Source organism: Eubacterium barkeri (assembly GCF_900107125.1).
GTDB classification, from domain to species: domain Bacteria; phylum Bacillota; class Clostridia; order Eubacteriales; family Eubacteriaceae; genus Eubacterium_O; species Eubacterium_O barkeri.
This window is the reverse complement of the sequence record NZ_FNOU01000017.1, coordinates 45901-69706: the sequence shown is the minus strand read 5'-3', so window position 1 is coordinate 69706 and position 23806 is coordinate 45901. Positions and strand designations below refer to the sequence as shown.

36 protein-coding genes are annotated in these 23806 nt (G+C 49.3%); all 36 read left to right on the top strand.

All coding sequences use genetic code 11. The features are described from left to right. Positions 1–73: 73 nt before the first annotated feature. The 36 genes from BLU30_RS10315 (at position 74) to BLU30_RS14540 (ending at position 23771) form a co-directional block, all read left to right on the top strand. Complete coding sequence (locus tag BLU30_RS10315; protein WP_090246121.1) at positions 74–253, top strand: hypothetical protein; 180 nt, start codon at positions 74–76, stop codon at positions 251–253. After that, a complete protein-coding gene (locus BLU30_RS14255; protein WP_176770903.1) occupies positions 250–396 on the top strand; it encodes a hypothetical protein in 147 nt (48 codons plus the stop codon). Before BLU30_RS10315 ends, BLU30_RS14255 begins: the two co-directional genes overlap by 4 nt. Positions 397–409: 13 nt before the next feature. Next, positions 410–1159, top strand: a complete 750-nt coding sequence (locus BLU30_RS10310; protein WP_143024231.1) for a hypothetical protein — start codon at positions 410–412, stop codon at positions 1157–1159. 103 nt (positions 1160–1262) lie between these two features. After that, positions 1263–1475, top strand: a complete 213-nt coding sequence (locus tag BLU30_RS10305) for a hypothetical protein (RefSeq protein WP_143024230.1) — start codon at positions 1263–1265, stop codon at positions 1473–1475. Next, the gene (locus BLU30_RS10300) at positions 1475–1663 is read left to right on the top strand and encodes a hypothetical protein (protein WP_090246115.1); all 189 of its coding nucleotides are present in this window, start codon (positions 1475–1477) and stop codon (positions 1661–1663) included. The genes BLU30_RS10305 and BLU30_RS10300 overlap by 1 nt, the downstream gene beginning before the upstream one ends. Beyond that, a complete protein-coding gene (locus tag BLU30_RS10295) occupies positions 1642–2025 on the top strand; it encodes a hypothetical protein (RefSeq protein WP_090246113.1) in 384 nt (127 codons plus the stop codon). The genes BLU30_RS10300 and BLU30_RS10295 overlap by 22 nt, the downstream gene beginning before the upstream one ends. Continuing rightward, complete coding sequence (locus BLU30_RS10290) at positions 2022–2522, top strand: hypothetical protein (protein WP_143024229.1); 501 nt, start codon at positions 2022–2024, stop codon at positions 2520–2522. Before BLU30_RS10295 ends, BLU30_RS10290 begins: the two co-directional genes overlap by 4 nt. Beyond that, a complete protein-coding gene (locus BLU30_RS10285) occupies positions 2519–3673 on the top strand; it encodes a DUF2800 domain-containing protein (RefSeq protein WP_090246109.1) in 1155 nt (384 codons plus the stop codon). Before BLU30_RS10290 ends, BLU30_RS10285 begins: the two co-directional genes overlap by 4 nt. 13 nt (positions 3674–3686) lie before the next feature. Next, positions 3687–4487, top strand: a complete 801-nt coding sequence (locus BLU30_RS10280; protein ID WP_090246107.1) for a DUF2815 family protein — start codon at positions 3687–3689, stop codon at positions 4485–4487. Positions 4488–4529: 42 nt separating this feature from the next. Beyond that, the gene (locus BLU30_RS10275) at positions 4530–6497 is read left to right on the top strand and encodes a DNA polymerase (protein ID WP_090246105.1); all 1968 of its coding nucleotides are present in this window, start codon (positions 4530–4532) and stop codon (positions 6495–6497) included. 2 nt (positions 6498–6499) lie between these two features. After that, on the top strand, positions 6500–8938 hold the full coding sequence (locus tag BLU30_RS10270) for a virulence-associated E family protein (protein ID WP_176770902.1): 2439 nt from the start codon (positions 6500–6502) through the stop codon (positions 8936–8938). Between the two features lie 292 nt (positions 8939–9230). Further along, positions 9231–9548: a PDDEXK family nuclease gene (locus BLU30_RS10265; RefSeq protein ID WP_090246103.1), complete on the top strand. Its 318-nt coding sequence runs from the start codon at positions 9231–9233 to the stop codon at positions 9546–9548. After that, on the top strand, positions 9545–10924 hold the full coding sequence (locus tag BLU30_RS10260; protein WP_090246101.1) for a DEAD/DEAH box helicase: 1380 nt from the start codon (positions 9545–9547) through the stop codon (positions 10922–10924). The genes BLU30_RS10265 and BLU30_RS10260 overlap by 4 nt, the downstream gene beginning before the upstream one ends. Then, positions 10914–11225 (top strand): hypothetical protein, encoded by a 312-nt coding sequence (locus BLU30_RS10255; protein WP_090246099.1) that lies wholly within the window; start codon positions 10914–10916, stop codon positions 11223–11225. Before BLU30_RS10260 ends, BLU30_RS10255 begins: the two co-directional genes overlap by 11 nt. An 11-nt stretch (positions 11226–11236) precedes the next feature. Further along, positions 11237–11419 carry a hypothetical protein gene (locus BLU30_RS10250; protein WP_176770901.1) on the top strand — a complete coding sequence of 61 codons (183 nt, stop codon included), beginning with the start codon at positions 11237–11239 and terminating at the stop codon, positions 11417–11419. A gap of 98 nt (positions 11420–11517) precedes the next feature. Then, on the top strand, positions 11518–11733 hold the full coding sequence (locus BLU30_RS10245) for a hypothetical protein (protein WP_090246095.1): 216 nt from the start codon (positions 11518–11520) through the stop codon (positions 11731–11733). Beyond that, on the top strand, positions 11720–11911 hold the full coding sequence (locus tag BLU30_RS10240; protein ID WP_090246094.1) for a hypothetical protein: 192 nt from the start codon (positions 11720–11722) through the stop codon (positions 11909–11911). The genes BLU30_RS10245 and BLU30_RS10240 overlap by 14 nt, the downstream gene beginning before the upstream one ends. A 171-nt stretch (positions 11912–12082) precedes the next feature. Next, entirely contained in the window at positions 12083–12481 is a 399-nt protein-coding gene (locus BLU30_RS10235; protein ID WP_090246091.1) for a hypothetical protein, read from the top strand. Positions 12482–12676: 195 nt separating this feature from the next. Then, the gene (locus tag BLU30_RS10230) at positions 12677–12862 is read left to right on the top strand and encodes a type II toxin-antitoxin system HicA family toxin (protein WP_090246088.1); all 186 of its coding nucleotides are present in this window, start codon (positions 12677–12679) and stop codon (positions 12860–12862) included. 62 nt (positions 12863–12924) lie between these two features. After that, on the top strand, positions 12925–13335 hold the full coding sequence (locus tag BLU30_RS10225) for a type II toxin-antitoxin system HicB family antitoxin (protein WP_090246086.1): 411 nt from the start codon (positions 12925–12927) through the stop codon (positions 13333–13335). 67 nt (positions 13336–13402) lie between these two features. After that, positions 13403–13873 (top strand): terminase small subunit, encoded by a 471-nt coding sequence (locus BLU30_RS10220; protein ID WP_090246143.1) that lies wholly within the window; start codon positions 13403–13405, stop codon positions 13871–13873. Then, entirely contained in the window at positions 13863–15221 is a 1359-nt protein-coding gene (locus BLU30_RS10215) for a terminase (protein ID WP_090246084.1), read from the top strand. The genes BLU30_RS10220 and BLU30_RS10215 overlap by 11 nt, the downstream gene beginning before the upstream one ends. Positions 15222–15242: 21 nt before the next feature. Beyond that, the gene (locus tag BLU30_RS10210) at positions 15243–16730 is read left to right on the top strand and encodes a capsid protein (RefSeq protein WP_242873564.1); all 1488 of its coding nucleotides are present in this window, start codon (positions 15243–15245) and stop codon (positions 16728–16730) included. Continuing rightward, positions 16723–18411, top strand: coding sequence for a phage minor capsid protein (locus BLU30_RS10205; protein WP_090246080.1), 1689 nt, complete (start codon positions 16723–16725; stop codon positions 18409–18411). Before BLU30_RS10210 ends, BLU30_RS10205 begins: the two co-directional genes overlap by 8 nt. After that, positions 18404–18577 (top strand): hypothetical protein, encoded by a 174-nt coding sequence (locus BLU30_RS14250; RefSeq protein ID WP_176770900.1) that lies wholly within the window; start codon positions 18404–18406, stop codon positions 18575–18577. Before BLU30_RS10205 ends, BLU30_RS14250 begins: the two co-directional genes overlap by 8 nt. A 217-nt stretch (positions 18578–18794) precedes the next feature. Beyond that, positions 18795–19373: a phage scaffolding protein gene (locus BLU30_RS10200; protein ID WP_090246078.1), complete on the top strand. Its 579-nt coding sequence runs from the start codon at positions 18795–18797 to the stop codon at positions 19371–19373. An 18-nt stretch (positions 19374–19391) separates the two neighbouring features. Next, entirely contained in the window at positions 19392–20366 is a 975-nt protein-coding gene (locus BLU30_RS10195; protein ID WP_090246076.1) for a major capsid protein, read from the top strand. 10 nt (positions 20367–20376) lie between these two features. Beyond that, the gene (locus tag BLU30_RS14245) at positions 20377–20553 is read left to right on the top strand and encodes a hypothetical protein (RefSeq protein ID WP_176770899.1); all 177 of its coding nucleotides are present in this window, start codon (positions 20377–20379) and stop codon (positions 20551–20553) included. Then, the gene (locus tag BLU30_RS10190) at positions 20553–20924 is read left to right on the top strand and encodes a head-tail connector protein (protein ID WP_090246074.1); all 372 of its coding nucleotides are present in this window, start codon (positions 20553–20555) and stop codon (positions 20922–20924) included. The genes BLU30_RS14245 and BLU30_RS10190 overlap by 1 nt, the downstream gene beginning before the upstream one ends. Continuing rightward, positions 20924–21253 carry a hypothetical protein gene (locus tag BLU30_RS10185; RefSeq protein WP_090246072.1) on the top strand — a complete coding sequence of 110 codons (330 nt, stop codon included), beginning with the start codon at positions 20924–20926 and terminating at the stop codon, positions 21251–21253. Before BLU30_RS10190 ends, BLU30_RS10185 begins: the two co-directional genes overlap by 1 nt. Continuing rightward, entirely contained in the window at positions 21250–21627 is a 378-nt protein-coding gene (locus BLU30_RS10180) for a minor capsid protein (protein WP_090246070.1), read from the top strand. The genes BLU30_RS10185 and BLU30_RS10180 overlap by 4 nt, the downstream gene beginning before the upstream one ends. Further along, on the top strand, positions 21624–22016 hold the full coding sequence (locus BLU30_RS10175) for a minor capsid protein (protein ID WP_090246068.1): 393 nt from the start codon (positions 21624–21626) through the stop codon (positions 22014–22016). Before BLU30_RS10180 ends, BLU30_RS10175 begins: the two co-directional genes overlap by 4 nt. A 6-nt stretch (positions 22017–22022) precedes the next feature. After that, positions 22023–22460 carry a phage tail tube protein gene (locus BLU30_RS10170; RefSeq protein ID WP_090246066.1) on the top strand — a complete coding sequence of 146 codons (438 nt, stop codon included), beginning with the start codon at positions 22023–22025 and terminating at the stop codon, positions 22458–22460. Between the two features lie 12 nt (positions 22461–22472). Further along, the gene (locus BLU30_RS10165) at positions 22473–22862 is read left to right on the top strand and encodes a hypothetical protein (RefSeq protein ID WP_090246064.1); all 390 of its coding nucleotides are present in this window, start codon (positions 22473–22475) and stop codon (positions 22860–22862) included. A gap of 1 nt (position 22863) precedes the next feature. Then, on the top strand, positions 22864–23178 hold the full coding sequence (locus BLU30_RS10160) for a Gp15 family bacteriophage protein (protein ID WP_479691032.1): 315 nt from the start codon (positions 22864–22866) through the stop codon (positions 23176–23178). A 38-nt stretch (positions 23179–23216) separates the two neighbouring features. Then, on the top strand, positions 23217–23771 hold the full coding sequence (locus BLU30_RS14540) for an SHOCT domain-containing protein (RefSeq protein ID WP_090246141.1): 555 nt from the start codon (positions 23217–23219) through the stop codon (positions 23769–23771). Positions 23772–23806: the final 35 nt, after the last annotated feature.

The following is a 23806-nucleotide window of genomic DNA, read 5'->3' as shown; positions in this document are numbered from 1 at the left end:
ATATGGGTGAAATTGATTGATTTACTATTAAGGTTCGGATTGATTTAAGACTCAGAGAGGAGGTGAGGGGAGAATGGAAACAGTGAGTATTGACCGGGAAAGTGGCAATCGGACGCCGTGTGAGTTTGACTGCGATGCCGCAGGAATCGGGCGGATCTTCTGCATGATCCTAACTGGACTGACTCCAGAGGAAATGGCCCGGGAGATTGTACGAGCGGATGTGCCGGAATGCGGATTGGAGGTTGCAAAGTGAAAAAATATTTAATCACCGTGGCTGCTGCTCTGGTGGTGGCCATGGCGGTGTTGTGGATGCGGTCAACCCCGGCGATTGGCGGGGAGTGGCTGATGGTGTTGATGGCACCCGGTGGGGTGTGGGTTTGGGAGGATTTGCGATGATGAAAGGAGCGAAATGATGGAATCGGATGCATGCGCGTTTGTGTCGCAGGAGGCCTACAACGAAATGGTGGGCCAGGTAATGCCACTGCGGTTGAAGAATGAGAACCAGCGGATTGATATCCGGCGGAAGAACAAACGGCTTGAACAGCAGGAGGTTGCTATCCATGCATTGATGGATGAAAACAACCAGCTGATCGACAACGTGGAGGAGCTGAGAGACAAGGTTGGGGAGTGGAAAGCTGAGGCGGACCGGCTCCGGGAGCAGATTGAAAATCACGATATGTGTGATGGCTGCGAACACAATCATGCGGTTTTGAAAGCGGAACAGCGAGCCGAGGCTTTGGTCATCGAGGTGACGGCATTGCAGGAGGAAAACAATGATTTGAAAAAAACGGTGGAGCGCCTGAAAAGGAATCGGCCCGTTGTTGGGAGACCGGCAAGAGTCAACCCGGATTTTGACGATGCGGTGAAGTCCATGGAAACAAAGGTACTTCCAGACGGACCGGGGGAAGATACTGGGCATCAGGAACGTGACCGATTTGACGGTATCGTACCGATGATGGCCAAGCACAAGGTTGGCAAGAGCTACAAGGCTGAACGGTTGAGCCCGGACAGGATGGAGTTCAGGAAACGTGGATGCTCTCGAATCCTCGTGACGATGCCGAGCATCAAGAGCGTTCCGCAATGGAGCGTGAATGGCGAACCACGAAAGGGCATAGAGGATGCTATTGAGGCATCAAGAGTTACGCAAGTTTTTGAATAAAAAAAGCACCCCGGGACATAGGACTCCCGAAGGTGCAGGTGAAAAATATCTGATGCCATTATACCGCCTTTTGGTGGTTTTGGCAAGCAAGGAGGAAAAAACAATGGCTAAATACAATCAGAATGGGCAGCAGAATCTGCGAATCCGGAGCTCAAGGAAACACAAGGACGCCATCCACGATATGCGCCGGCGCCTGGATTGGGATGATGTCGTACCGAAGGAGTTTCGGCGGAGCGACGGGAAGAACATCGTCCGACCGGTGCTGATCCGGAACCGGGAGAAGCACTTTGTACCTGATGGGGCGGTGGGGCACTGATGAATGCGCCAACACGGGGCGACCTAATGGCCGCCAGAACCAGGGAAATCGGAAGGCGACGGGAAATCGTACGGACGGGAAGTAAAGTCGGAATCCGGGAATCCAATGCCGTAATCTATGCGTTGGAAAAAGAACTGGAACGGAGAAAGCAAGGAGGCGAGGGTGCATGTTTGGCATACCAGGAGTGATCGCCTTTAAAGGTTACCCCGACATTGAGGCCTACGAACTGCTTTTCGGTCCGCTAACGGATACCACACGGTACATCATGACCGAACAAGATTTAGAGGATGCGGTTACCCAGCGGTGCGGACCGGAGGTGTGGTCGGTACTCCGTCCACCGGAACCGGAAGAGGAGAATGATCCGGATACCGATCTGGATTCTGCCTATGAGGAAATCCGGTATTGGCAGGATACGGTAAAAGAATCTGCCGAAGCCCTTAAAAAGTTGGATGCCAGCATCCGTGAGCGGCAGCGGTTTACCGCATCGGTCAAAGAGAAAATTATCAAGGCTATCGAGGATACCATTACTATTTTAGAGAAGGAGTTATGATGAAGATGAAAATTAATTGTGTGTTTGACAGTATTGAAGAAATGCAGACCTGGGCAAAGATGACCTGCGGGCTGCCCCTGGGGAGTGGCCAGCCTGTCCCTGTAGCCACTATGGAACAGGTTTTCCCGACGGAAGCCCAAGGGGTTAATCCGTTGCCGGTAAACCCAAACCCGGTACCCATGCCGCAGATGCCGATCTCAACGGCTGCACCGGTACCGTCAATCCAGCAGGCACCGCCCGTAACACCCCCCGCGGCAATACCACCCATTGCGCCTGCTCCGACTGCTCCCATTACGCCGCCGCCGGTGACGGCTGTGGCACCAACCTATACCATCGATCAGTTTCGTATTCCGATGGCCGGCCTCATGGATGCTGGTCGGCAGGCGGAGCTACAGGCATTGCTCCAAAGCTTTGGGGCCAACATTCTTACAGAAGTCAAGCCAGATCAATACCCGGCACTGGCTGCCCGCTTAAAGGAAATGGGGGTTACGGTATGACGGCCCATGCTGTTTTGTCGGCCAGTGCTTCCAGTCGTTGGCTGGCCTGCCCGCCATCGGCCCGGATGGAGGCCCGGTTTCCGGATACCACGAGCACCTATGCGGCGGAAGGCACCCTGGCCCATGCCATGGCCGAACTAAAGCTCACGAAGCACTATACCCCCATGGCGAAATCCACGTATACCAAGAAGCTGAATGCCCTTAAAAAAGATGACTTATACGCTCCGGAGATGGATGGCTATACCGATGCTTATCTTGACCGCATCCAGCAAATCACCTATGGGGCCCCGGCGGCGCCCATGGTGGGCATCGAAAAGCGGGTGGATTTCTCCACCTGGGTGCCTGAGGGCTTTGGTACCGCAGACTGCGTCATCTTGTCCGGGAACCAGATGTGGGTTATTGATCTGAAGTATGGAAAAAATGTTGAAGTTTCCGCTAAGGATAATAGCCAGCTAAAGCTTTACGCCATGGGTGCCTATGAAGCCTATAAGCTGCTATATCCCATTGATACGGTGACCACCTGCATCATCCAGCCTCGGATGGATAAGTACTCTGAGTATATCTACACCCTGGATGAGCTTCTGGGTTGGGCGGATACGGTCAAGCCAATAGCCGCCATGGCTCACGCTGGAACGGGAGACATCGCCCCCGGAGAGCATTGCAAATTTTGTAAAGCAAAACCGGTTTGCCCTGCCTATGGTCAGAAATTCCAGGAAGCCGAGACGCAAAAGAAAGATCCAACATTGATGGCCCCCGTGGAGATTGTGGCCATGTTAAATCGTCTGGAGGACCTGGTGGGCTACCAGAAGCAGTTAAAAGCCTACGCTCTGGCAGAAGCCCTTAAAGGTACTGAGATGCCCGGGATGAAGGTGGTGGAGGGACGGAGCAACCGGGCCTTTGCCGATATTGATAGGGCCTTTAAAAAGGTCATGGCTCAGGGGTATGCTGAATCACTACTGTATGAACGCAGCCCCATCACCCTAACCGCCGTTGAAAAACTGATGGGCAAGAAAGCCTTTGAGGAAGTATTGTCTTCTGACATCGTCAAACCCCAGGGAAAACCCACCCTGGTACCCGCATCCGATAAACGGCCACCCTTTACGCCAAAGTCGGCCGAAGATGATTTCAAGGACCTTGCGGTCCCATTTTAGGAGGTAACAACCAATGAGTAATATTGTATTAGGCGAAGTACGTTTTAGCTATGTCCATGTATTCCAACCCTATGCCGGCCCCCAGGGAGACCAGGATCCCCGGTATTCGACCACCATCCTGATTCCCAAAAGCAATGCCGCTTTGGTGCAGCAGGTATTCCAGGCCATTGAAGCGGCCAAGCAGGAGGGGATGACGAAAAAATGGAATGGTAATATGCCTGCCGTTATCTCGTCCCCCATTTACGATGGGGACGGTACCCGACAAAATGGGGAGGCCTTCGGGCCTGAATGCGCTGGGCACTATGTGATGACGGCGTCCAGCTATCCGGATTACCCGCCTGAGGTAGTCGTGGGCCAGGACCGGCATCCTGCCACTGGGCAAAACGAATTCTACTCCGGTTGCTATGGTTATGTGTCCGTGTCCTTCTATGCGTACAACCGGGGAAAAAATGGTATCCGATGTTCCCTTGGTAACGTGTGGAAGACCAGGGACGGGGAGCCCTTGTCCTCTGGGCGGACGAAGGCATCCGATGACTTTGGGAATATCCAGGTTGCCGGTGGTGCCCCGTCCGCAGCACCGGGGATGCCGCCGACCCAAAGTGGCTACTCATCGGGACAGGCCCCAGTTTATCCGGGACAGGTATCCCCGCAAGCGGGACAGGCTCCAGCCATGGCACCGGGTTATCCGCAGCAGGGGATTCCCACAGCACTGCAGCCTGCCTATCCGGGGCAGGCGACCCCTCCTTACCCCGCCGCACCTCAGGCGGTTTATCCCACAGCGGTGCCGACGGGCACCGACATTTTAGGACTATGAGTAAGGCCCTTCGGGGCCTTTTAGCACCATAAAGGAGGGGCTATGCAACAACTGAGCATCGATATTGAAACCTATTCCAGCGTGGATATTAAAAGCTGTGGCTTATACAAATATGTGCAGTCCCCCGACTTTGAAATCCTACTCTTTGCCTTCAGCTTTGATGATGAACCCGAGGTAGTGATTGACCTGACCGAAAAGGGACGGCAGCTGCCGCAGCGTGTTATCTGGGCACTGCAAGACCCGACGGTAAAAAAGACGGCCTATAACGCTGCCTTTGAGTGGTACTGCATCAATAAGTTTTACGAAGCTCCCCTGGAACAATGGTCCTGCACCATGGTCCAGGGACTCTACGCTGGTTATCCGGCAGGACTAGGGCGCATTGCCCTGGCCCTTGGATTCCCAGAGGATAAGCAGAAAGACCGCCAGGGGGCTGCCTTAATCCGTAAATTTTGTATCCCTCGGAAGCCGACGAAAAATAAACCCTACACCCGGACGCTGCCGGAACATGAGCCGGACCAATGGGAACTCTTTAAAAATTATTGTGAGCAGGATGTGGTGGTAGAGAAGGCCATCCGGAAACGCCTGGCGGCCTATCCGCTGCCGGAGCATGAACAACAACTATGGGTCATGGATATCTGGATGAACAGCCAGGGTGTGGAAATCGATAAAGATTTAGTCCGTGGAGCCATTGCCATTGACCAGGAAACCACCGAAGAGCTCATGGCCGATATGCGGCAGATTACGGGACTGGATAATCCCAACAGCCCCAGCCAGCACAAAGCCTGGCTGGAAGAAATCACCGGACGGGAAATCCCGTCTTTGGCCAAAGGCATCCTGCCCGATTTAATCGACGCTTTTAAAGACGATTATCCCGAGGCGGCGCAAAGCCTGCGTATCCGCCAGGAGTTAGCCAAAACCAGCATAAAAAAATATTACACCATGGCCAATGCCTGTTGTGCGGATGGGCGGGTCCGTGGATTGCTGCAATTCTACGGCGCCCATACCGGGCGCTGGGCCGGTCGGCTGATTCAGGTCCATAACCTGCCTCGTAATTATATCGCATCCCTTGACGTGGCCCGGGGTTTAGTTAAAAAGAAGGATGCTCAGGGGCTCAAGCTTTTGTATGGTAATGTTCCGGACACTGTGAGCCAGCTCATCCGGACCGCTTTTGTGCCATCGACTGGTTGTGTTTTCGCCATTGCCGATTACTCGGCCATCGAAGCCCGGGTGATTGCCTGGCTCTCAGGGGAGCAGTGGCGAATGGATGTTTTTAGAACCCACGGCAAGATTTACGAAGCCTCTGCGAGCGCCATGTTCGGTGTGCCCTTGGAGAAAATTGTCAAGGGGAATCCGGAATATGCGCTACGGGCAAAGGGAAAGGTGGCGGAGCTGGCCCTGGGATATCAGGGTGCCCAAGGAGCCCTGATCCAGATGGGAGCCCTTAAGATGGGCTTATCCGAAGAAGAACTTCCCGACATCGTCAGACGGTGGCGGGAAGCCAATCCTCGGATCCGGGATTTCTGGTACCAGGTGGAAAATGCGGCCATCGGCTGTGTGGAATTCTGCCAACCGGTGACCTTGAGCTGCGGCGTAACCTTTTCCCGGGATGAACACAATCTCTTTATCACCTTACCATCGGGTCGAAAGATGTTCTATCCTAACCCGGTGGTGGTCCCTGGGGATATGGGCCGCAAGCAGGTCCAGTTTGAGGGCCAGAACCAAACGACGAAGAAGTGGGAGCTGGTTCCGACCTACGGCGGGAAACTGACGGAAAACATCGTTCAGGCGGTGGCCCGGGATTGCCTGGCAGATGCCCTATACCGACTCTATCAGGCCGGGTATGCCATTCGGTTCCACATCCATGATGAAATTATCCTGGAAGTACCGGAGCCTATTGCCGTCGAATGCTATCACCGTATCGAAACAATTATGTGCCAGTCACCAAGTTGGGCCCCGGATTTACCGCTAAATGCGGATGGGTTCTTAAGCCCCTATTACAAGAAGGATTAATCATGATTAATGATCAGAAAATAACCATATCGACGGGGCCCAGTCGACGCAGCGTGTACTGGTACCCCCAGGAAATGCTGTGGTCGGAGTTCGTGACCCAGCTGGCAACGCCGAAGGTGACCCCGGAAAGCTTCGCCGTTTATAAATCCATGCGTAAGAATCAGCAGGATGATTTAAAGGATGTCGGAGGATTCGTGGGTGGCCGTCTCCGGGAGAACCGCCGTAAAAGCGATAAGGTCTTAGACCGTTGCCTCATCACCCTGGATGCCGATAATATCCCCGCAGGGGGAACCGGTGCCGTTTTACAGGCGGTATCCTCCCTGGGCTGTGCCTATGTCATTTACTCCACCCGGAAGCATGAGGAGGCAGCCCCGCGGCTGCGCATCGTTATTCCCCTGGATAAAACCTGTGCCGCTGAAGAATATGAACCCATCGCCCGGAAAATATCCAGTTACCTGGATATGGCCATCCTGGACCAGACGACCTTTGATGTCTGCCGGCTCATGTATTGGCCCTCGGTGTCCGTGGACATGGGCAGCCAATACGTCTATACCTATGCGGATAACCCTTTTCTATCGGGCACGGGCATCCTGTCCATGTATGAGGATTGGCACAACGTAGCTGAGTGGCCGGAAATCCCAGGGGCCATCAAGGTCCGGGAGCAGCGGGCGAAGCGTCAGGGCGATCCCCTGGAAAAGAAAGGGGTTGTCGGGGCGTTCTGCCGGATCTACGATGTACCGGCGGCCATGGATCGGTTTTTATCGGGGACTTACACCCCGACGGATATTCCTGGGCGCTATACCTACGCCGATGGGTCTACTGTTGGTGGGGCCATTTTATACGACGGTGGGAAGTTCATCTATTCCCATCATGCCACAGACCCCATCAGCGGTCTGCTCTGCAATGCCTTTGACCTGGTCCGCCTCCATAAGTTTAGTGATATGGATGACGGGGCCAAGGAAGGAACCCCGGCGGCCGCGATGCCGAGCTTTACGGCGATGAAGGAATTGTGCGTTGAGGATGCTCAGGTGAAGGCCCTCATTGCTCAAGAACGCTATGAGAAGGCCACAGAAGATTTTGAGGGCATCCAAGCGGATGGACCGGCCAATCCTACGGAATGGCTCAGTAAACTCAAAATGAACTCAAACGGTGGTTATGAAAAGACCATCGACAATGCTCTGATCATCCTGGAAAATGACCCCAATCTGGTCGAACGGTTCTGGCACGACGAGTTCGCCAACCGGGCGGTTGTCTCCGGGCGGCTCCCCTGGGAGACCCTGGAGGACGGACCCTATTTATCCAGAGCTTGGAATGATGCCGATGACGCCGGCCTGAGGCACTATATGGAGAAGATGTACAACATCACGGGACAGCAGAAGATCCTGGACGCTATGGCCATCCATGCCAAGAAGCATGGCCGGCATCTGATTAAGGCGTATTTACAGAAGCTAGTCTGGGATGGAATTCCCCGAATTGAAACCCTCCTAATTGACTATTTTGGGGCGGTGGATACGCTTTATACCCGGGCAGTGCTTAAAAAAGCCCTGGTGGCCGCTGTTTCCCGGATCTGGTGCCCGGGGACCAAGTTTGATAATATGCCGATTTTGACCGGAGCCCAGGGTATTGGGAAGAGTACCTTTTTCAAAAAATTGGGTGGCAGTTGGTTCTCCGATAGCCTGCGGACCTTCGAAGGCAAAGAAGCCAGTGAGCTGCTTCAGGGTTATTGGATTATCGAGGTTGGGGAGCTGGAAGGCTTTAATAAGTCCGAAATGGGCACCATCAAGCAGTTTTTATCCAAACAGGATGATATCTATCGGGCACCTTATGGCCGCCGGACGGAGGCTTTTCCCAGGCGCTGTGTTTTCTTTGGGACCACCAATGAGGATGATTTTCTCCGGGACCGAACGGGGAACCGACGGTTTTGGCCGGTGGATGCAGATAAAGCGAAGGCCACCAAAAGCGTGTTTACCGATTTAACGCCATACGTTGTTGACCAGATTTGGGCGGAGGCCAGTATCTTATACACCCAGGGAGAAGCCTTGTATCTGACAGGACGGGCCGAAGAAGAAGCCCAGGAGGCCCAGGAAGCCCATAAAAATGTGGACCCCCGGGAGAGTATGATAAAGGACTTTATCGCACGGCCGGTGCCCTTGGATTGGCCACAGCGGGACTTACAGGCAAGACGCGTGTATTGGGCCCAGGGCGTGAAGCAGGAAGGCTTAGAAGAGCGGATTCCCAGGGACCGGATTTGTGCCGCAGAGGTATGGTGCGAATGCTTCCAGAATGATTTAAAGCTAATGGGGCAACGGGATGCTAGGGATATTAACGGGATTCTGGCAGGGCTTAAGAACTGTAAAAAGTTTAAATCCACTGCCCGATTCGGCGGCCCTTATGGCACTCAAAGAGGTTTTGAGGTGATAACAGTTGGGCCAGATTTGTAAACACTTGCCCCCTAAAAATGTAAACAGATCCCCGATTTGTAAACACTTTGGGAGGATTTAACCCTGTAAACACTGTAAACAGCGTAAACGGAATAAACACTTATCCTAAGACTTGTAAACGGGCCATGTTTACGCTGAAAGCGCCTGGATATGGGCTTTCAATGGCCCGCATACACTGTAAACACTTATCTATATATAAATATATAAGTATAAAAAAGGGCGCGCGTATCCTATGCCCAGACGCTTACATACACGCGCGTGTAGACACGCAGAAAGAAAGGAGCAAAAAACAATGCTGGAAAAAGAATTGGAAGGGCTGCTGCGGGAGGAAACCCGACGCCAGGGTGGCCGCTGTTTTAAATGGACCTCCCCGGGAAACACCGGAGTGCCGGACCGGATAGTTATCCTGCCGAAAGGGAAGGTGGGATTCGTGGAGTTAAAGCAGGCGGGAAAAAAGCCCACACGTAACCAAGTGCTGCAGCTGAACCGCTTGTTAAAACTGGGATGTCGGGTTTATCTGCTTGACCGGGAGGTGGATATCAAAGAGGTACTGGCTGATATTGCAAAAGGGGGCCGCCCTGGCGCACGCTGGAAGGAGCAGCGCTTGTGATCTTTAAGCCCCATGACTATCAGCGGTATTGCATCAGCCGGATGCTGGGGGAAACCCATCTGGGACTGTTTCTGGATATGGGCCTGGGTAAGACGGTGATCACCCTATCGGCCATCAATGACCTGCGATACAACCGCTTCGCTATTCGGCGGACCCTGGTTATCGCCCCAAAGCGTGTGGCCGAAGATACCTGGACGAGAGAAGCCGAGAAGTGGGACCACCTGAAGATGCTGCGGATTATCCCGGTGCTGGGTAGCAAGCAGAAGCGCATCCGGGCGATAAATACGCCGGGGGACATCTGGGTAATCAACCGGGAGAATGTCCAGTGGCTGGTGGAGTATTACAAAAATGCCTGGCCCTTTGACTGCGTGGTTATCGATGAGCTGTCCAGCTTTAAGAACAGCCAGTCCAAACGCTTCAAGAAGCTGCGCTTGGTGCTGCCCCATATCCAGAGGCTCTATGGGCTGACCGGGACACCGGCCCCCAATGGGATGTTGGACCTTTGGGCCCAGGTGTATCTGCTGGACCAGGGTCAGCGCTTGGGAAAGACCCTGGGGTATTATCGGGATACCTACTTCCAGCCGGATCAGCGCGGGGCTGACCGGATTTACAGCTGGAAGCTGGGGGATGGCAGTGAGGACAACATCAAAGCGGCGATATCGGATATCTGTATCAGTTTGTCAGCCAAGGATTATTTGTCCCTACCTGAGCGGATGGACAACACCATACCGGTTTATCTGGATAAGCAAGCGCGGGAACGATACCTGGAAATGGAGCGGACCATGCTGCTGTCGGTGGATGAAACCACCATTGATGCCAGCACGGCAGCAGTGCTTAGTAATAAGCTTTTGCAGCTGTGCAATGGTGCTATCTACGATGAGGATGGTCAGGATTATGAAATCCATGACTGCAAGATAGACGCCCTTCGAGAGCTTGTGGAAGCAGCATCTGGTAAAAGCCTACTGGTATTTTACAGTTTCCGACATGATCTGCAGCGTATTAAAAAGGCTTTGGCCAAGCAGAAGCTACGGATTGGGGAGCTGAAGACCCCGGCGGATATCGAAGCCTGGAACACCGGGAAGCTAGATATCCTGCTGGCCCACCCAGCCAGTGCGGCCTATGGACTGAACCTACAGGCCGGCGGGCACATCGTCGTGTGGTTTGGCCTGACCTGGTCTTTGGAGCTTTACCAGCAGGCCAATGCCCGACTCCATCGACAGGGACAGGAGGAAACGGTTATTATCCACCACCTGATTACTCAGGGCGGTATGGATGAGCAGGTGATGGATGCCTTAAACCACAAGTGCCGGGCCCAGGATGCTTTGTTGGACGCATTGAAAGCCCGGATTAAGGAGGTGAAACAAAATGTGGGTTAAAGTTGAATATGGCTCTTTTTACAATGGGTATGGGGCTGCTGGAATACTTAGGTTGAATCTGCATCAGCTTTGTGTTGATGAGGGTGCAATGGTCGAATATACGGAGAATGGAGGCGAGAAAATCGTCAGACGAAAGAAGCATCGAAAAGCAGACATCCGAAAACTGTTTGAAATTATAAAGGGTGATTGTAATCAGTCAAACCAGAAATTAGCAGATATCCAGGATTATCTGGATGAAAACAGCACAGGTTATGGCGAATTATTTAGAAGTGCAAAACCCAAAAGGATCGGAAATCGGTGATGGATGAGAGAGTGAAGCGCCTAATCCTAATCATCGCTATGCTGCTATTGGTCTTCGTGGTGGCTGCTGTATGGGGCTATTCCGGTGATCGGCCGACGGTGGAGACCAGGACAACGGTGTATGTGGTGCCGTGGCCATGGACGCTAGAGTGGGACGGCAATGGATTTGTTATGAGATTGGAGGTAGATCAATGATAATCGTTGGGCGACACATGGAAGGTATATCTTATGGAAATGGGTATGTCGGAAGAAGAAAGGTATTATCTGAAATTTATCGAGGTGTAGGAGGACGTATGAAATACCGAATTGTATATGACAATGGCGGCCACTGTACCATTGAGGCTGCCAGCAATTTAGAAGCCGTGATAGCCGGGGTCGAAAAAGCTAGGGCGAAAGCGGGCCGGGACCTAAAGGCCATTTATCGTCTGTCGGACAATGGGTGTATCGCTGCTGAGTTGGATTTGGTGGCGGCAGACTTTGTGATGGAGGGCGAATATGAGCAAGATTAATACCGTCCTGCTTTGCCTGGTCGTCGGTTGCCTGCTGGCCGTCATCGGTGTGGGGGTTGGCACGGGCTTGATGCTTGCCTTGGTGTTTGTGGGGTGGCCCATGATCTGGGTGATGATAGGTATTGCCTTGGTGAGTGCTGCGATACTGTGGGTGGCGTATGGACGTTATCAAGATTGACGACTTGGAAGCTTACAAGCTGGCCGAGGGGATCATACGGCCGGTTAAGTGCTGTGGGACGTGCGGCTATCATGTGGGTGGACGGTGCATACGGATCCCGTATAGCAACCGGATAGCGGATGGGTTTGAAGTGTTGGGCGACAATGAGGCGTGTACATCATGGAGGTGTCAATGACAAAAAAAGAGTTATCCCAGCTTTATTGGCTTAACCGGGAAATCGAGCAGTATAAAAAAAGGCTGAAGGAACTCGAGGATTTATCAACGAATGACACGACGGGAGAAATTACAGGGATGCCGCACGGAACCGGGAGCAGTGATAAGGTCGGGAATTGTGCGGCTGAAATGGCTGATTTAAAAGCTTTAATCGAACTGAGTATCCAGAAGTGCTGGTATGAACTGAATCGCTTGAATCGGTATATTGAGGGTGTTGGAGATAGCCTGATCCGGCAGATTCTCATTTATCGGTATGTGAATGGTTTTACCTGGAATCAAGTGGCTGCGAATATTGGTGGGGGGAATACTGCGGATGGAGTGAAGAAGGCATGTTACAGATTTCTTGATAAGAATTAAAGTTGTCCCTTTTGTCCCGAGCTTTCATGATATTATATAACATGAGAAATATGTAAGTTGAACCTCTTGGCATTCGGGCGTTCTGCGGCAACAGGGCGTCCTTTCTTAAATAGTGCGTATAACACGCATAAAACATTTGACATGTATACGCATAAGGCGTATAATATAGATACAAATTAAGAAAGGAGTGACAGCTTGAAGTTTAAAGAGGCGATAAAAATGTTGGAAGCGGATGGCTGGGTACATTGCGCAACAAAAGGTTCCCACCATCATTATAAGCATCCAATAAAACCCGGAAAAGTAACCGTTCCAATACCAAAGCACGATGATATCGATCCTCGTACGCTGAAGAGTATTAAAAAGCAGGCGGGGCTTAAATAGCCCCAACTGCAACTCTTATTCAAGTATGTCATTCCATAAAAACAAAACAAGGAGGAATCATAATGGCTAATAAATCAGTGTATCCCGCTGTTTTTTACCCATGGGAAGGAGGTAAGGGCTTTACTGTCGAAGTCCCGGATCTTCCGGGATGCTTATCAGAGGGTGAGTCTTTACCAGAAGCTATTGAGATGGCACAGGATGCAGCTAGTGGCTGGATATTGGGAGAACTCGAGGAAGGCAATGATGTTCCGGAGGCAAGTAATCTCCAAGATGTCGCCGTTGATGAAGATGGTGGATTTAAACAGTATCTTGTATTGGATATTGCGGATTATGCCAGAAAACATGGTAAAAAAACAGTGAAGAAAAATCTTACAATCCCGGCATGGTTGGCAACTCGGGCACAGGAGAGAAATGTCAATTTTTCTCAGGTGTTACAGGATGCCCTCATCGATTATCTAGGAATTGCACAATAACAGATTTAATTCAAGCGCCGCCAACCCGGCGCTTTTTTAATGTCCGAAAGGAGGTGGTCTTGTGGGCATGACGGAAAAGCAGAAGCGGTTTTGTGATGAATACCTGGTGGATCTGAACGGTACCCGTGCCTACAAGGCTGCGTATCCGAACGTTAAGAAGGATATGACAGCGGCGGTGAATGCATCAAAGATGCTAAGAAATGCTAAGGTTAAAGCCTATATTGACCGCCGCCTGGAAGAAATCCGAACAGCCAAGACGGCCGAGGCTCAGGAGGTGATGGAGTATCTCACCTCCGTCATGCGGGGTGAGAGTAGATCTGAAATTGTTGTGGTGGAAGGCATCGGTGACGGTTGTTCGTCTGCATCCAGAATGGAAAAGGCGCCCGATGAGAAAGAACGGCTGAAGGCGGCGGAGCTCCTTGGGAAGCGGTGGAGCTTATTTACCGACAGGGTGGACGTATCCGGCTCCCTCGATACCCAAACCTCCAAACTAGACAACCTCATTGAGCAGATGAGGAGGGCACCCGATGGCGGATGAACAACTCCTACTCTCGAAAAAGTATAAAGCCTTCTTGCGCTGTGATGCTCCAGTAGAATTTCTCGAAGGCACCACTGCGGCGGGAAAAACCACCGTCGGCATTTTTAAGTTCATGTTGAAGGTGGCTGAGTCCGATAAAAAGCTGCACATCTTATCTGGCCTGGACTTGGGCACCATCGAGAAGAACATTATCAACAAAGACCTCGGGATCTTGGACGACTTTGGAGTACTGGTGGAGTACAATGCCTCGGGAAGAGGCAAGCACAGCTTGCCCCATCTGCTTTTCCGTACAAGTCGTGGTGATAAGATTATTTACGTACTAGGATATGACAACAAGGCCAGGTGGAAGAAAGCTCTTGGTGGCCAGTATGGCTGCCTCTACATTGATGAAATTAACATCGCTGATATGGAATATGTGCGGGAAGCCTCGATGCGGTGCGACTACCTCATGGCCACACTGAACCCCGATGATCCGAACTTGCCAGTGTATAAAGAGTACATCAATTGTTCACGCCCTTTAGCGGAATGGGCTGAGGAAACACCTATGGAAATCAAAGAATTGCTTACTGAAGAGCCAAAACCCGGATGGGTCCACTGGTTCTTTTCTTTTAGCCATAATCTAGGACTTTCTTCGGAAAAGTTAGAGAAGATAAAGACTAATGTTCCCAGGGGTACAAAGCTTTGGAAGAACAAGATTGAAGGTCTTCGTGGGCGAGCAACTGGGTTGATTTTCAGCAATTTTAATCGGCAGAAGCACGTTAAATCGAAGTTCTGGGTTAAACAGCAAATCAAAGACAAAAAACTCAGTTTTAGATGGTTCACTGCAGGGCTGGACACCGCTTACTCTGAGAAGAGTCCCGATGCCTTGGCCATGATTTTTATTGGGATTACTGAAAAGGGCCAGATCGTCGTATTGGATGAAGAAGTCTATAATAACAAAGACTTGGAAATCTCTTTAGCCCCCTCTGATATTGTCAATCGGTTCATCGCTTTTTTAGAGCGAAATCAAAAAGAATGGGGGCTGGCCCGGGATGTGTTTATCGATAATGCTGATCAGGCTACCATTATGGAGTTGAAGAAATATAAGCGTCGTTATGGATGCATTTACCAATTTATTGATGCTTATAAAAAGACGACCATTATTGACAGAATTCATCTGCAAATCGGATGGATTTCCCAGGGCTTTTATTGGGTTTTGGAGCACTGCAGGAACCACATTAGTGAACTGGAAAGCTACTCCTGGAAGGAAGATAAGTATGAGCCAGAAGACAGAAACGACCATACCATTAATGCAGGGCAATACGCCTGGCTACCGTTTAAGAAAAAAATTGGGGTGGAGGAAAAATAAGAAATGGGGTGGATAAAGAACATGCTAACACATGCGGCCATTCGGCTCTTGAAAATTGAACCGGCAAGGAGTAAAACAGTTGTAATCACTGAGCCGCTGACCTTTGAAGGAAATGTTCTGCGAAATCGGATTTGGTATCGCGGGGATCCATCTGAACTGGAACAGTTCTTTAAAAAAACAGCGGATGATAGCGTCTCAGAATCCCGGTTCTGGGCATCTGTTCCATCTGCTGGGAACACGGTTCGTAAATTCCATTCAGGTTTGCCATCCCAAATGGTCGACCGTTTATCAGATATCATTATGGCAGACTTGGAAAAAATAGAGCTGCCAGAAACCAAGGAATTGCAGAAGCGATGGGATGACATTGCGTTGGATAATAAATTTGATGATATACTCAGCCAAGCCATCGCAGATACCCTCGTTTGTGGTGATGGTGCTTTTAAAATCACCTTTGATACCGCCATAAGCCCCTATCCCATTATTGAGTTTTACGCTGGGGAGGAAGTCGAATATACGGTTCGGCGGGGACGAATCCAGGAGGTGAAATTTAAGACGAATTATTCCGTTGGGTCAAAGGATTATCAATTGATTGAAGCTTTTGGTCGGGGATATATCAAAAACTCCCTTGTGGACGAAGCTGGAAAATATGTTTCCATGTCAATAATTCCGGACTTAGAGGGGGTGGCAGATGTCACCTTTGAAGGGAACTTCATGTTAGCCGTACCAATCCTCTTTTTTAAATCACCCAAGTGGAATGACCGCGGGAAGAGTATTTTTGACACAAAATCTGATGATTTTGATGTCCTTGACGAAACGCTCAGCCAATGGGCAGATGCGGTACGGGACGGTCGGGTCTTAAAATACATCCCAAGGGATTTGCTGCCAACGAATGAATATACCGGCGAGGTGATGAAGCCAAATTCCTTCGATAACAAATTCATTATGATTGAAAGTGGGATGCATGAGGATGATAAAGGCGCTATCAATTTAACCCAGCCGGATATCAATTATCAGGCTTATTGCGAAACCTATGCCAGTAATCTAGATATGTGCCTCCAAGGTATTATTAGTCCAAGCACCTTGGGGATTGACCTGAAAAAGACAGACAATGCTGAAGCCCAGCGCGAAAAGGAGAAGACGACCTCCTACACGAGAGGGAAAATTGTTGATGTACTGGAGAAGGTTATCCCACAGGTAGTGCGCACCGCGTTAATGGCGGAGGATACATTGCATAAGCGAGCTCTACAGACAGTTGATGCAACGGTGACCTTTGGGGAATACGCCGCCCCAGACTTCGACAGTACTGTAGAGACGGTTGGAAAAGCAAAGACTTATGGCGTGATGTCCATTGAACAGTGCGTAGCCAAGCTCTACGGTGATAGCTTAACTGATGAGGAGAAGCAGGAGGAAACCAATAGACTGAGGGCCGAACAGGGGCTGGATGTTGTGGAAGAGCCCGCTGTCGCTGGTGAGGATGGTCTGAATCGGCAGTTGAATAGCGATGGATGAGAAAAAGAATGCTTATGATATCCGAGAAATCTTTGAAGAGCTGGAATTGCAGCTGATCGCCTCCATGAAGAGGAATCTTAAAAGCCATAAAAATCAGGAAATTGAGGAAGGCTTTAGATGGGAAATGTGGCAAGCAGCGAAATTACGGGGCCTTCGGGCGTATCAACGAGAGAACCGGGAAATCATGAATGCGTACCGCCCATTAATCAAACAAAACATTCGGAGTCGCTTAGTTGATGCGTGGAATCGTGGAGTGCGACTGTTCGGAAAGGTATGGCAGTCGGCCAAACATCGGCTGGGACAATCACAATCAGGTGGTGCTATTGCGCTGCCGCGGGACATTAAGCCCAAAACACCCGGGAGGGTGAGGGCCATCACTAAGATCCCCAAAGAGAAAGATTTTTTTGGTACGAATGATAAGAAGCTCATGGCCTTGGTTGATAGTGTTACCTCTGATTTTGCAAAGGTTGAAAATTCGACTTTACGAAAAATGGATGATATCTATCGGCAGACCGTCTATAAAGCGCAAATGAGCGTTGCTGCTGGCGCGAAGACACTGGATCAGGCCATTGATATGGCCACCATGGATTTTCTGACTAAAGGTATCCAGAGCATCCGGTATAGAAATGGCCATAACATCAGCATTGCCAGTTACGCTGAGATGGCCATCCGAACGGCAAATCATCGGGCTATGCTAATGGGCGAAGGTAAAAAACGTGACGAGATGGGCATCCATACCGTCTTTGTGTCGGCGCATGCCAGCACTTGTGAATTATGCCGACCATGGCAGGGAAGGAAACTTATTGACGATGTGTTCAGCAGTGGCACCAAAGAGGAAGCGGAAGAAATGGGCTATCCCTTGGTTTCTGAGGCTATCGCGGCAGGCCTGCTGCACCCTAATTGCCGGCATCATCTGGCAACCTATTTCCAAGGGATAACCCAGATTCCAGAAATTCCCGAGGATAGTATCATTAAACAGAATTATTCTGCGGAGCAAAGGCAGCGCCGGATTGAAGGTCAAATCCGTCGCTGGAAGCGGATGCAAGCAGGTGCTCTTGACCCTGAGCAATACAGCAAAGCAACGATGAATTTGAAACGCAGCCAAAGCCAGATGCGAAAACATTTGGAAGAACATCCAGAACTGCGACGGCAGTATAACAGAGAAAAGAACCGTCTATCTAATGCTAATAATCTAAAGATAAAGCAGAAAATATTGGCACCGCAATTGTCGGCGGCAGAAACTGGAGCTGTTAAGCGCTATATTAGTTCGGAGTCCTATAAAATCAATGAGGCGTTAAGAAGTGGAGAGCCCCTTTCAAAAACGGAGATAAACTTTGTGGCGCATCTCGATGGTGCCATTAATAAACTTCCTAAATATAACGGAACGCTCTATCGTTCAGTCACGTTCTATAATCAGGAGGATTTTACAGCATTTTTAGAATCACATCGAATTGGACAAACCGTTCGGTATCCTGCGTACACATCAGCGTCCAAAACAATTTATAACCCGGATGATAGTTTGCGAATAAAAATCTTAAACGTTTCATCTGGTGCGGACCTTGGGGCTTTTAATCCTGAGGAAAAAGAAGTATTATATAAACATGGGCAGCTTTTTAAAGTTATCGATGTCTATACCGAAGAAGGTAAGCCCTTTATAGTGATGGAGGAGTCCAATGAATGAGAAACAATCTTACAATGATTCACGTTTTGAGGAAGACCCGAAAGCAATTGTTGTTGGTCGGAAGAAGCTAACAACAGAGGAAGAAGCTTCTCAGAAACAATTTGACCAGGATATGGAGAAGTTACTGGCAGAAGGAAAAATAGAATTTTTAGAAAGTGAAAAATAGAAACATCTGTGCCAAAGGTATGGGTGTTTTTATTTTGCTAGAAAGGAGGTGTTTACCATGGCCTGCGGCAAGAAAAAGAAAAAAGGAAGAAAATAAATGAATGGCAGGGACCTGTTGGGTCTTTTTTTATGCCGTCTTTTTGGTATTGCAGACGAAAAAGAACAAGCCATCACCGGGCAAGACCGGGATAACAAATGAAGATGCAAGGAGAATAATCATGAATACAGAAGAATTTAGAGCCCTTGGCTTGGATGAAGCGGTAGCAAAAAAAGCCGCTGAAGCATCTAAGAAGGAATTGGAAGGCTATATCCCCAAAAACCGCTTTGAGGAAGTAAATACTGCGAAAAAGCAACTAGAAAAGGACCTAAAGGACCGGGATGGTCAGCTGGATGAGCTGAAAAAGAATGCTGGAGACAATGAAGCCCTAAAACAGCAAATTGAAGTTCTCCAGGGCGACAATCAGAAAAAGGATGAAGACTACCAGAAACAAATCAGGGAACTGGCCATCACCAATGCGGTCAAGTTAGCTATTTCAGAAACGGCTCAGGATGTAGATTTAGTAGCTTCTCTGCTGGATACGGATAAAATTATTTTATCTGCAGATGGTAGCATCACTGGGATTGACGAACAGGTAAAAGCGCTAAAAGAAAGTAAGACTTTTCTCTTCAAAGAAGAAGACTCAAATCAGAATCCACAGGCGGGTTTTCAATTTGGAGGCGATGGTAAAGGGAGTCAAACGGCCCCTGCTCAAAAATCCATCAAGGATGCCATCGCCGAACATTATAAACAAGGTTAATCAGAAAGGATAACAATTATGCCAATTACATTAGCAGAAGCAAAGAAAAATGTACAGGATGACCTCCAAATGGGGGTTATTGATGAATTTCGGAAATCCAGCTTTATTTTGGATCATCTGGATTTTGACGATGCAGTTTCACCGACGGGCGGCGGTGCCACCTTGACCTACAGCTACACCCGTCTTAAAACTCAACCTCAGGCCGCGTTCCGTGACGTTAATACGGAGTACACACCATCCACGGTCGAAAAAGAACGCCACAGCGTTGACCTGAAGGTCTTCGGCGGTTCCTTTGAGATTGACCGGATCATTGCCAATATGGGTGGGATTGTCAGCGAAGTGGATTTGCAGATCAAACAGAAGGTGAAGGCCGCTAATGCGCTCTTTAACCAAACTTTCATCAATGGGGATAGTGCGGTGGAATCCAAGGCATTTGATGGTTTGGATAAAGCATTAACTGGGTCTTCCACGGAATTCAACGCGGCCAGCGGAGACGCTGCCATTGATTTAAGCACCAGCGCCAACATTACCACCAATTATGTGGCATTCCTGGATATGCTGGATGAATTCCTCACTGGATTAGATGGAACTCCGTCTTTTATTGGCGGGAATACTCGGATGATCTCGGTACTGCGGGCTTGTGCCCGACGTTCTGGGGTTTACCAGACCACTAAAAATGATTTTGGATCGCAGGTTGAATCCTACAATGGTATCCCCTTTGTTGATTTAGGTGCAAAATCAGGTTCTAACGCCCCCGTAGTACCCATTGACACTGAAACTGCAACCTTGGGCCACACCTCCCTTTATGCCGCGCGATTAGCGCTGGATGGTCTCCACGGTGTTTCTATGGCTGGGCAATCTCCGGTGAAAACTTGGCTGCCAGACTTTAGCAGCGCCGGCGCTGTGAAGAAAGGTGAGGTTGAAATGGTATCTGCCATTGCATTAAAAGCCTCTAAGGCGGCGGGTGTCTTTCGCAAAATTAAAGTGAAATAGGCGGTGGAACATGAAGATTTTTGCACCTAATGAAAGCTACGCTGGTATCTCTGCCGGCGTTTGCTTTTCCCAGGGCGTCGGGGAGACTGAAAATCCCATTGCCCTTGAATGGTTCCAGCGGCATGGCTATGTTTTGGAAAAAGACTTGAAGAAAGCAAAGGCCAAAGAGAAGCCTGCGGCGTCATAATGGCTTATGTCGATGTAAATTATTATACCGAAACGTATCGAGGTACCGTATTAATCGGGGATGATATGGCGGTAAAGCTTGATCGGGCCTCCGACCAGGTGGATGTACTCACATTCAATCGGATTGTTGGTCGGGGATTCGACAATCTGACGGATTTCCAGCAGGAACAGGTCAAAATAGCTGTCTGTGCTCATGCCGACTTTACGGAGGAATACGGGACCTATTTCAATTCTCCCCTGTCCGGTTATTCTGCGGGCAGTCTTTCCGTAAGTTTTAATTCGGATGCTGTTGTCAATTATAATGGCGTACAGACCTCCAGAGAAGCCTACGGGTATCTGCAAAAGACCGGGCTGGTTGCCAGGAGGTTATAATGCCACAGCCTTTACCCTTTCCAGATTTTTTATTAAACACATCGGTGAGAATTGTGCAAAGCACGATCAACGAAGATGGTGAATCCAGCGAGATTTTACTTTATGACGGAAAAGCTATTTACGACGAAAAATCCAGGTCGGTGTTGGATGCCCAGCGACGCTTGGTTACTCTCAGTGGAAAAATTATCGCAAAAGGCGATATTTATCCGGGGCAATTGCTTGAAGGGTATGTAGAAGTCGGCCCGGATAAAAAATTTATTTACAACGCTGCTCGAATTCGAAATCCTGATGGTTCTGTGTTCAGCACAGAGTTGGACTTAAGCGGATGAAAGCTAAAGTAAAAATCGAACTGTACTCCGGGAAAATCAGGCAATTAGAAGGCGCCTGGACAAAGGCCTTAGAAATGGCGGCCGAAGCGATTTACAGTGATGTTATCGCCTCCCAGATCGTTCCCTTTGATGTGGGTACCTTGGAGGGAAGCGGATATGTCAAGGTGGATGGCCAGACTGCCCATATCGTCTTTGACACGCCATATGCCAGGCGACTCTATTTCCATCCTGAGTACAATTTCCGTCAGGATAAAAACCCAAATGCCCGGGGCCGATGGATGGACGATTACCAAGTGGGGTACCCGAAAGAGGGAATCGCTTTAGAAGCGCAAAAAATTTATTTTAAGAAGAATGCGGGAGGGCTTGTCAAATGATGATCAAAGATATCAAAAATTATTTAAAATCCGTTGTAGACTGCCCGAACTGGTATGTCGGCCGTATCGACGGCAAAAAGGACCAGTGCATTGGTGTCTATCCGGCCAGGTCACAGCCAAAGCCGGTCCCTATAGCCATTGGTGGAGTAGAAAACACCACTTACAATAAGCTGGGGGTTGAAATCCTCATCCACTGGGGGGATGCACCCACAGACGCCGAAGAAAAAGCCCAGGCGGTTTACAACGCCTTATATGGACAAAACCCTGAAATCGGTGGGAAGCGTGTGATTAAAATTGATTTGAATACGAGTTGCCCGGTGTATGCCGGTGTGGACGAAAACGGCATCTATGAGTTTGTATTGGGTGCCGTGATTTATTATGAAAGGTAGAATGATATGGTACACCCAGTATATAAATTAAAATTTAAAGTTGGAACCAGCGGTCTGGCCAGCGAAGAGGCAGCAATGGTTGTGGTCAAAAATATGGAGACCTTCGAAATCACTGTGGATGGAAATGTCGAAGACTGGACCTCCATGGAAAACGATGGATGGGCCAGTGCCCTGATGACCGGTAAATCCTTTAGCATCAGCTTAAAAGGGAAGCGTGATGTCGGAGATCCCGGGAACGATTATGTGGCAGCGGCGGCTTGGAAAGATGGATTGGACTGCAGCACAAAGGCACAGATTGAATTCCCGGATGGGGCAAAATTGGTCTTTAACGCCGTCCTGGATGTTAAAACGATTGAGGGCGCGGATTCCACCAACGTAGCGCCCCTGGAATTTGATATGATTGGGGATGGCAAACCAACCTATACGCCAGCCCCAAAAGAATAGGAGAAATGAGCTATGGGAAGAAAATACGATATTGTCAACAAGATTAACGCAGGCACTCAACGCCCCACTCTGGTGATCGATCAAGACCACGAGTTCAAGATCAATACCAGCCGGGCCGCCGTTCTGTCCATCATGGCTCTGGTGGAAGACCAGAATCAAAAAGACACCAGCTATACCGAGTCTTTTGAGATCACTGATAAGATTCTGAAGATTGCACTCGGCGAGGAAGCCTGCAAGTACATCGAAACCCTTGACCTGGATTTCAATACCTACATGGGTCTGTCTACAGTCATTATGGCTGCCATTCAGGACGAAGATCTGGAAAAGATTGAGAAAGAGGTGGCCGAACAGGCCGGAAAGTTTCGGGAAAACCCGGAAGCCGAAGTGCTCAAAATGGTATGACATTTTTGAGGACTGGCCCCTGATCGAAGCCAGCTTTGCCGCCCAGTACGGCATCCGGTTGCGGGAAGAACCCGACATGTCCTGGAGTGAGTTTGCCAATCTGCTCCAGGGCATCCTCCCCGAAACACCACTCGGCCAGATCGTCAGCATCCGCTGCGAAGAAAACAAGGAAATCCTGAAATACTTCACACCGGAACAGCATCGGATCCGCAACGACTGGCGTGCGCAGCACAGCGCGGTTGAGGACATGAGCAATGCTGAAAAAGAAAAAGACAACGCAGAAATCCAGGAAATGTTGCGGAACGCCTTTGGCTGATATATACTAAAAATATCAAAGTTAAGGGTGGTGAGCGTATGCGTCAAGATATAAAGAGTGCTTTAGAAAAATATAAATCTGTCCAGGGGCCTTATAAATTATTGTATGCACCATTAGAGAAGCATTTAACAGAAACCGAGAAAGTTCTATACTTAAGTGGTACGAATGTTATAATTAATCCAGAGGGTGATTTGAATGTCAAAACGTTAAAAATAAAAGGCGGTAAACCCTTCTTGTTTATAATAACCGATGAAAGAGTTATATTTTTCAACAAATTTTTAATGGTTGAAGAATTCACAGCGGTCCCCAAAAGGGAGATTAGGAATGTGGAATTTAGAAAGAACCTTACCGGCAGTACGGTCCATCTTTTCACTCTTTCAAAAACTTATGAATTTTCTATAATTTACGCAAAAAATTTAAACGAAGAAATTACGGGACTTTTAAATTCTTTGGCAGTGGATAAGAGAGAAAGTAAAATAGTACAAACTAGCGAAGCCGACGAGCTTAGAAAATTTAAAAAATTATTTGATGACGGGATCATTACGGAAGAAGAGTTCAATTTTAAGAAAAACAAATTATTGGGAATAGAATAGTTCTAGATCAACCACTAGTTATACGCTAGTGGTTT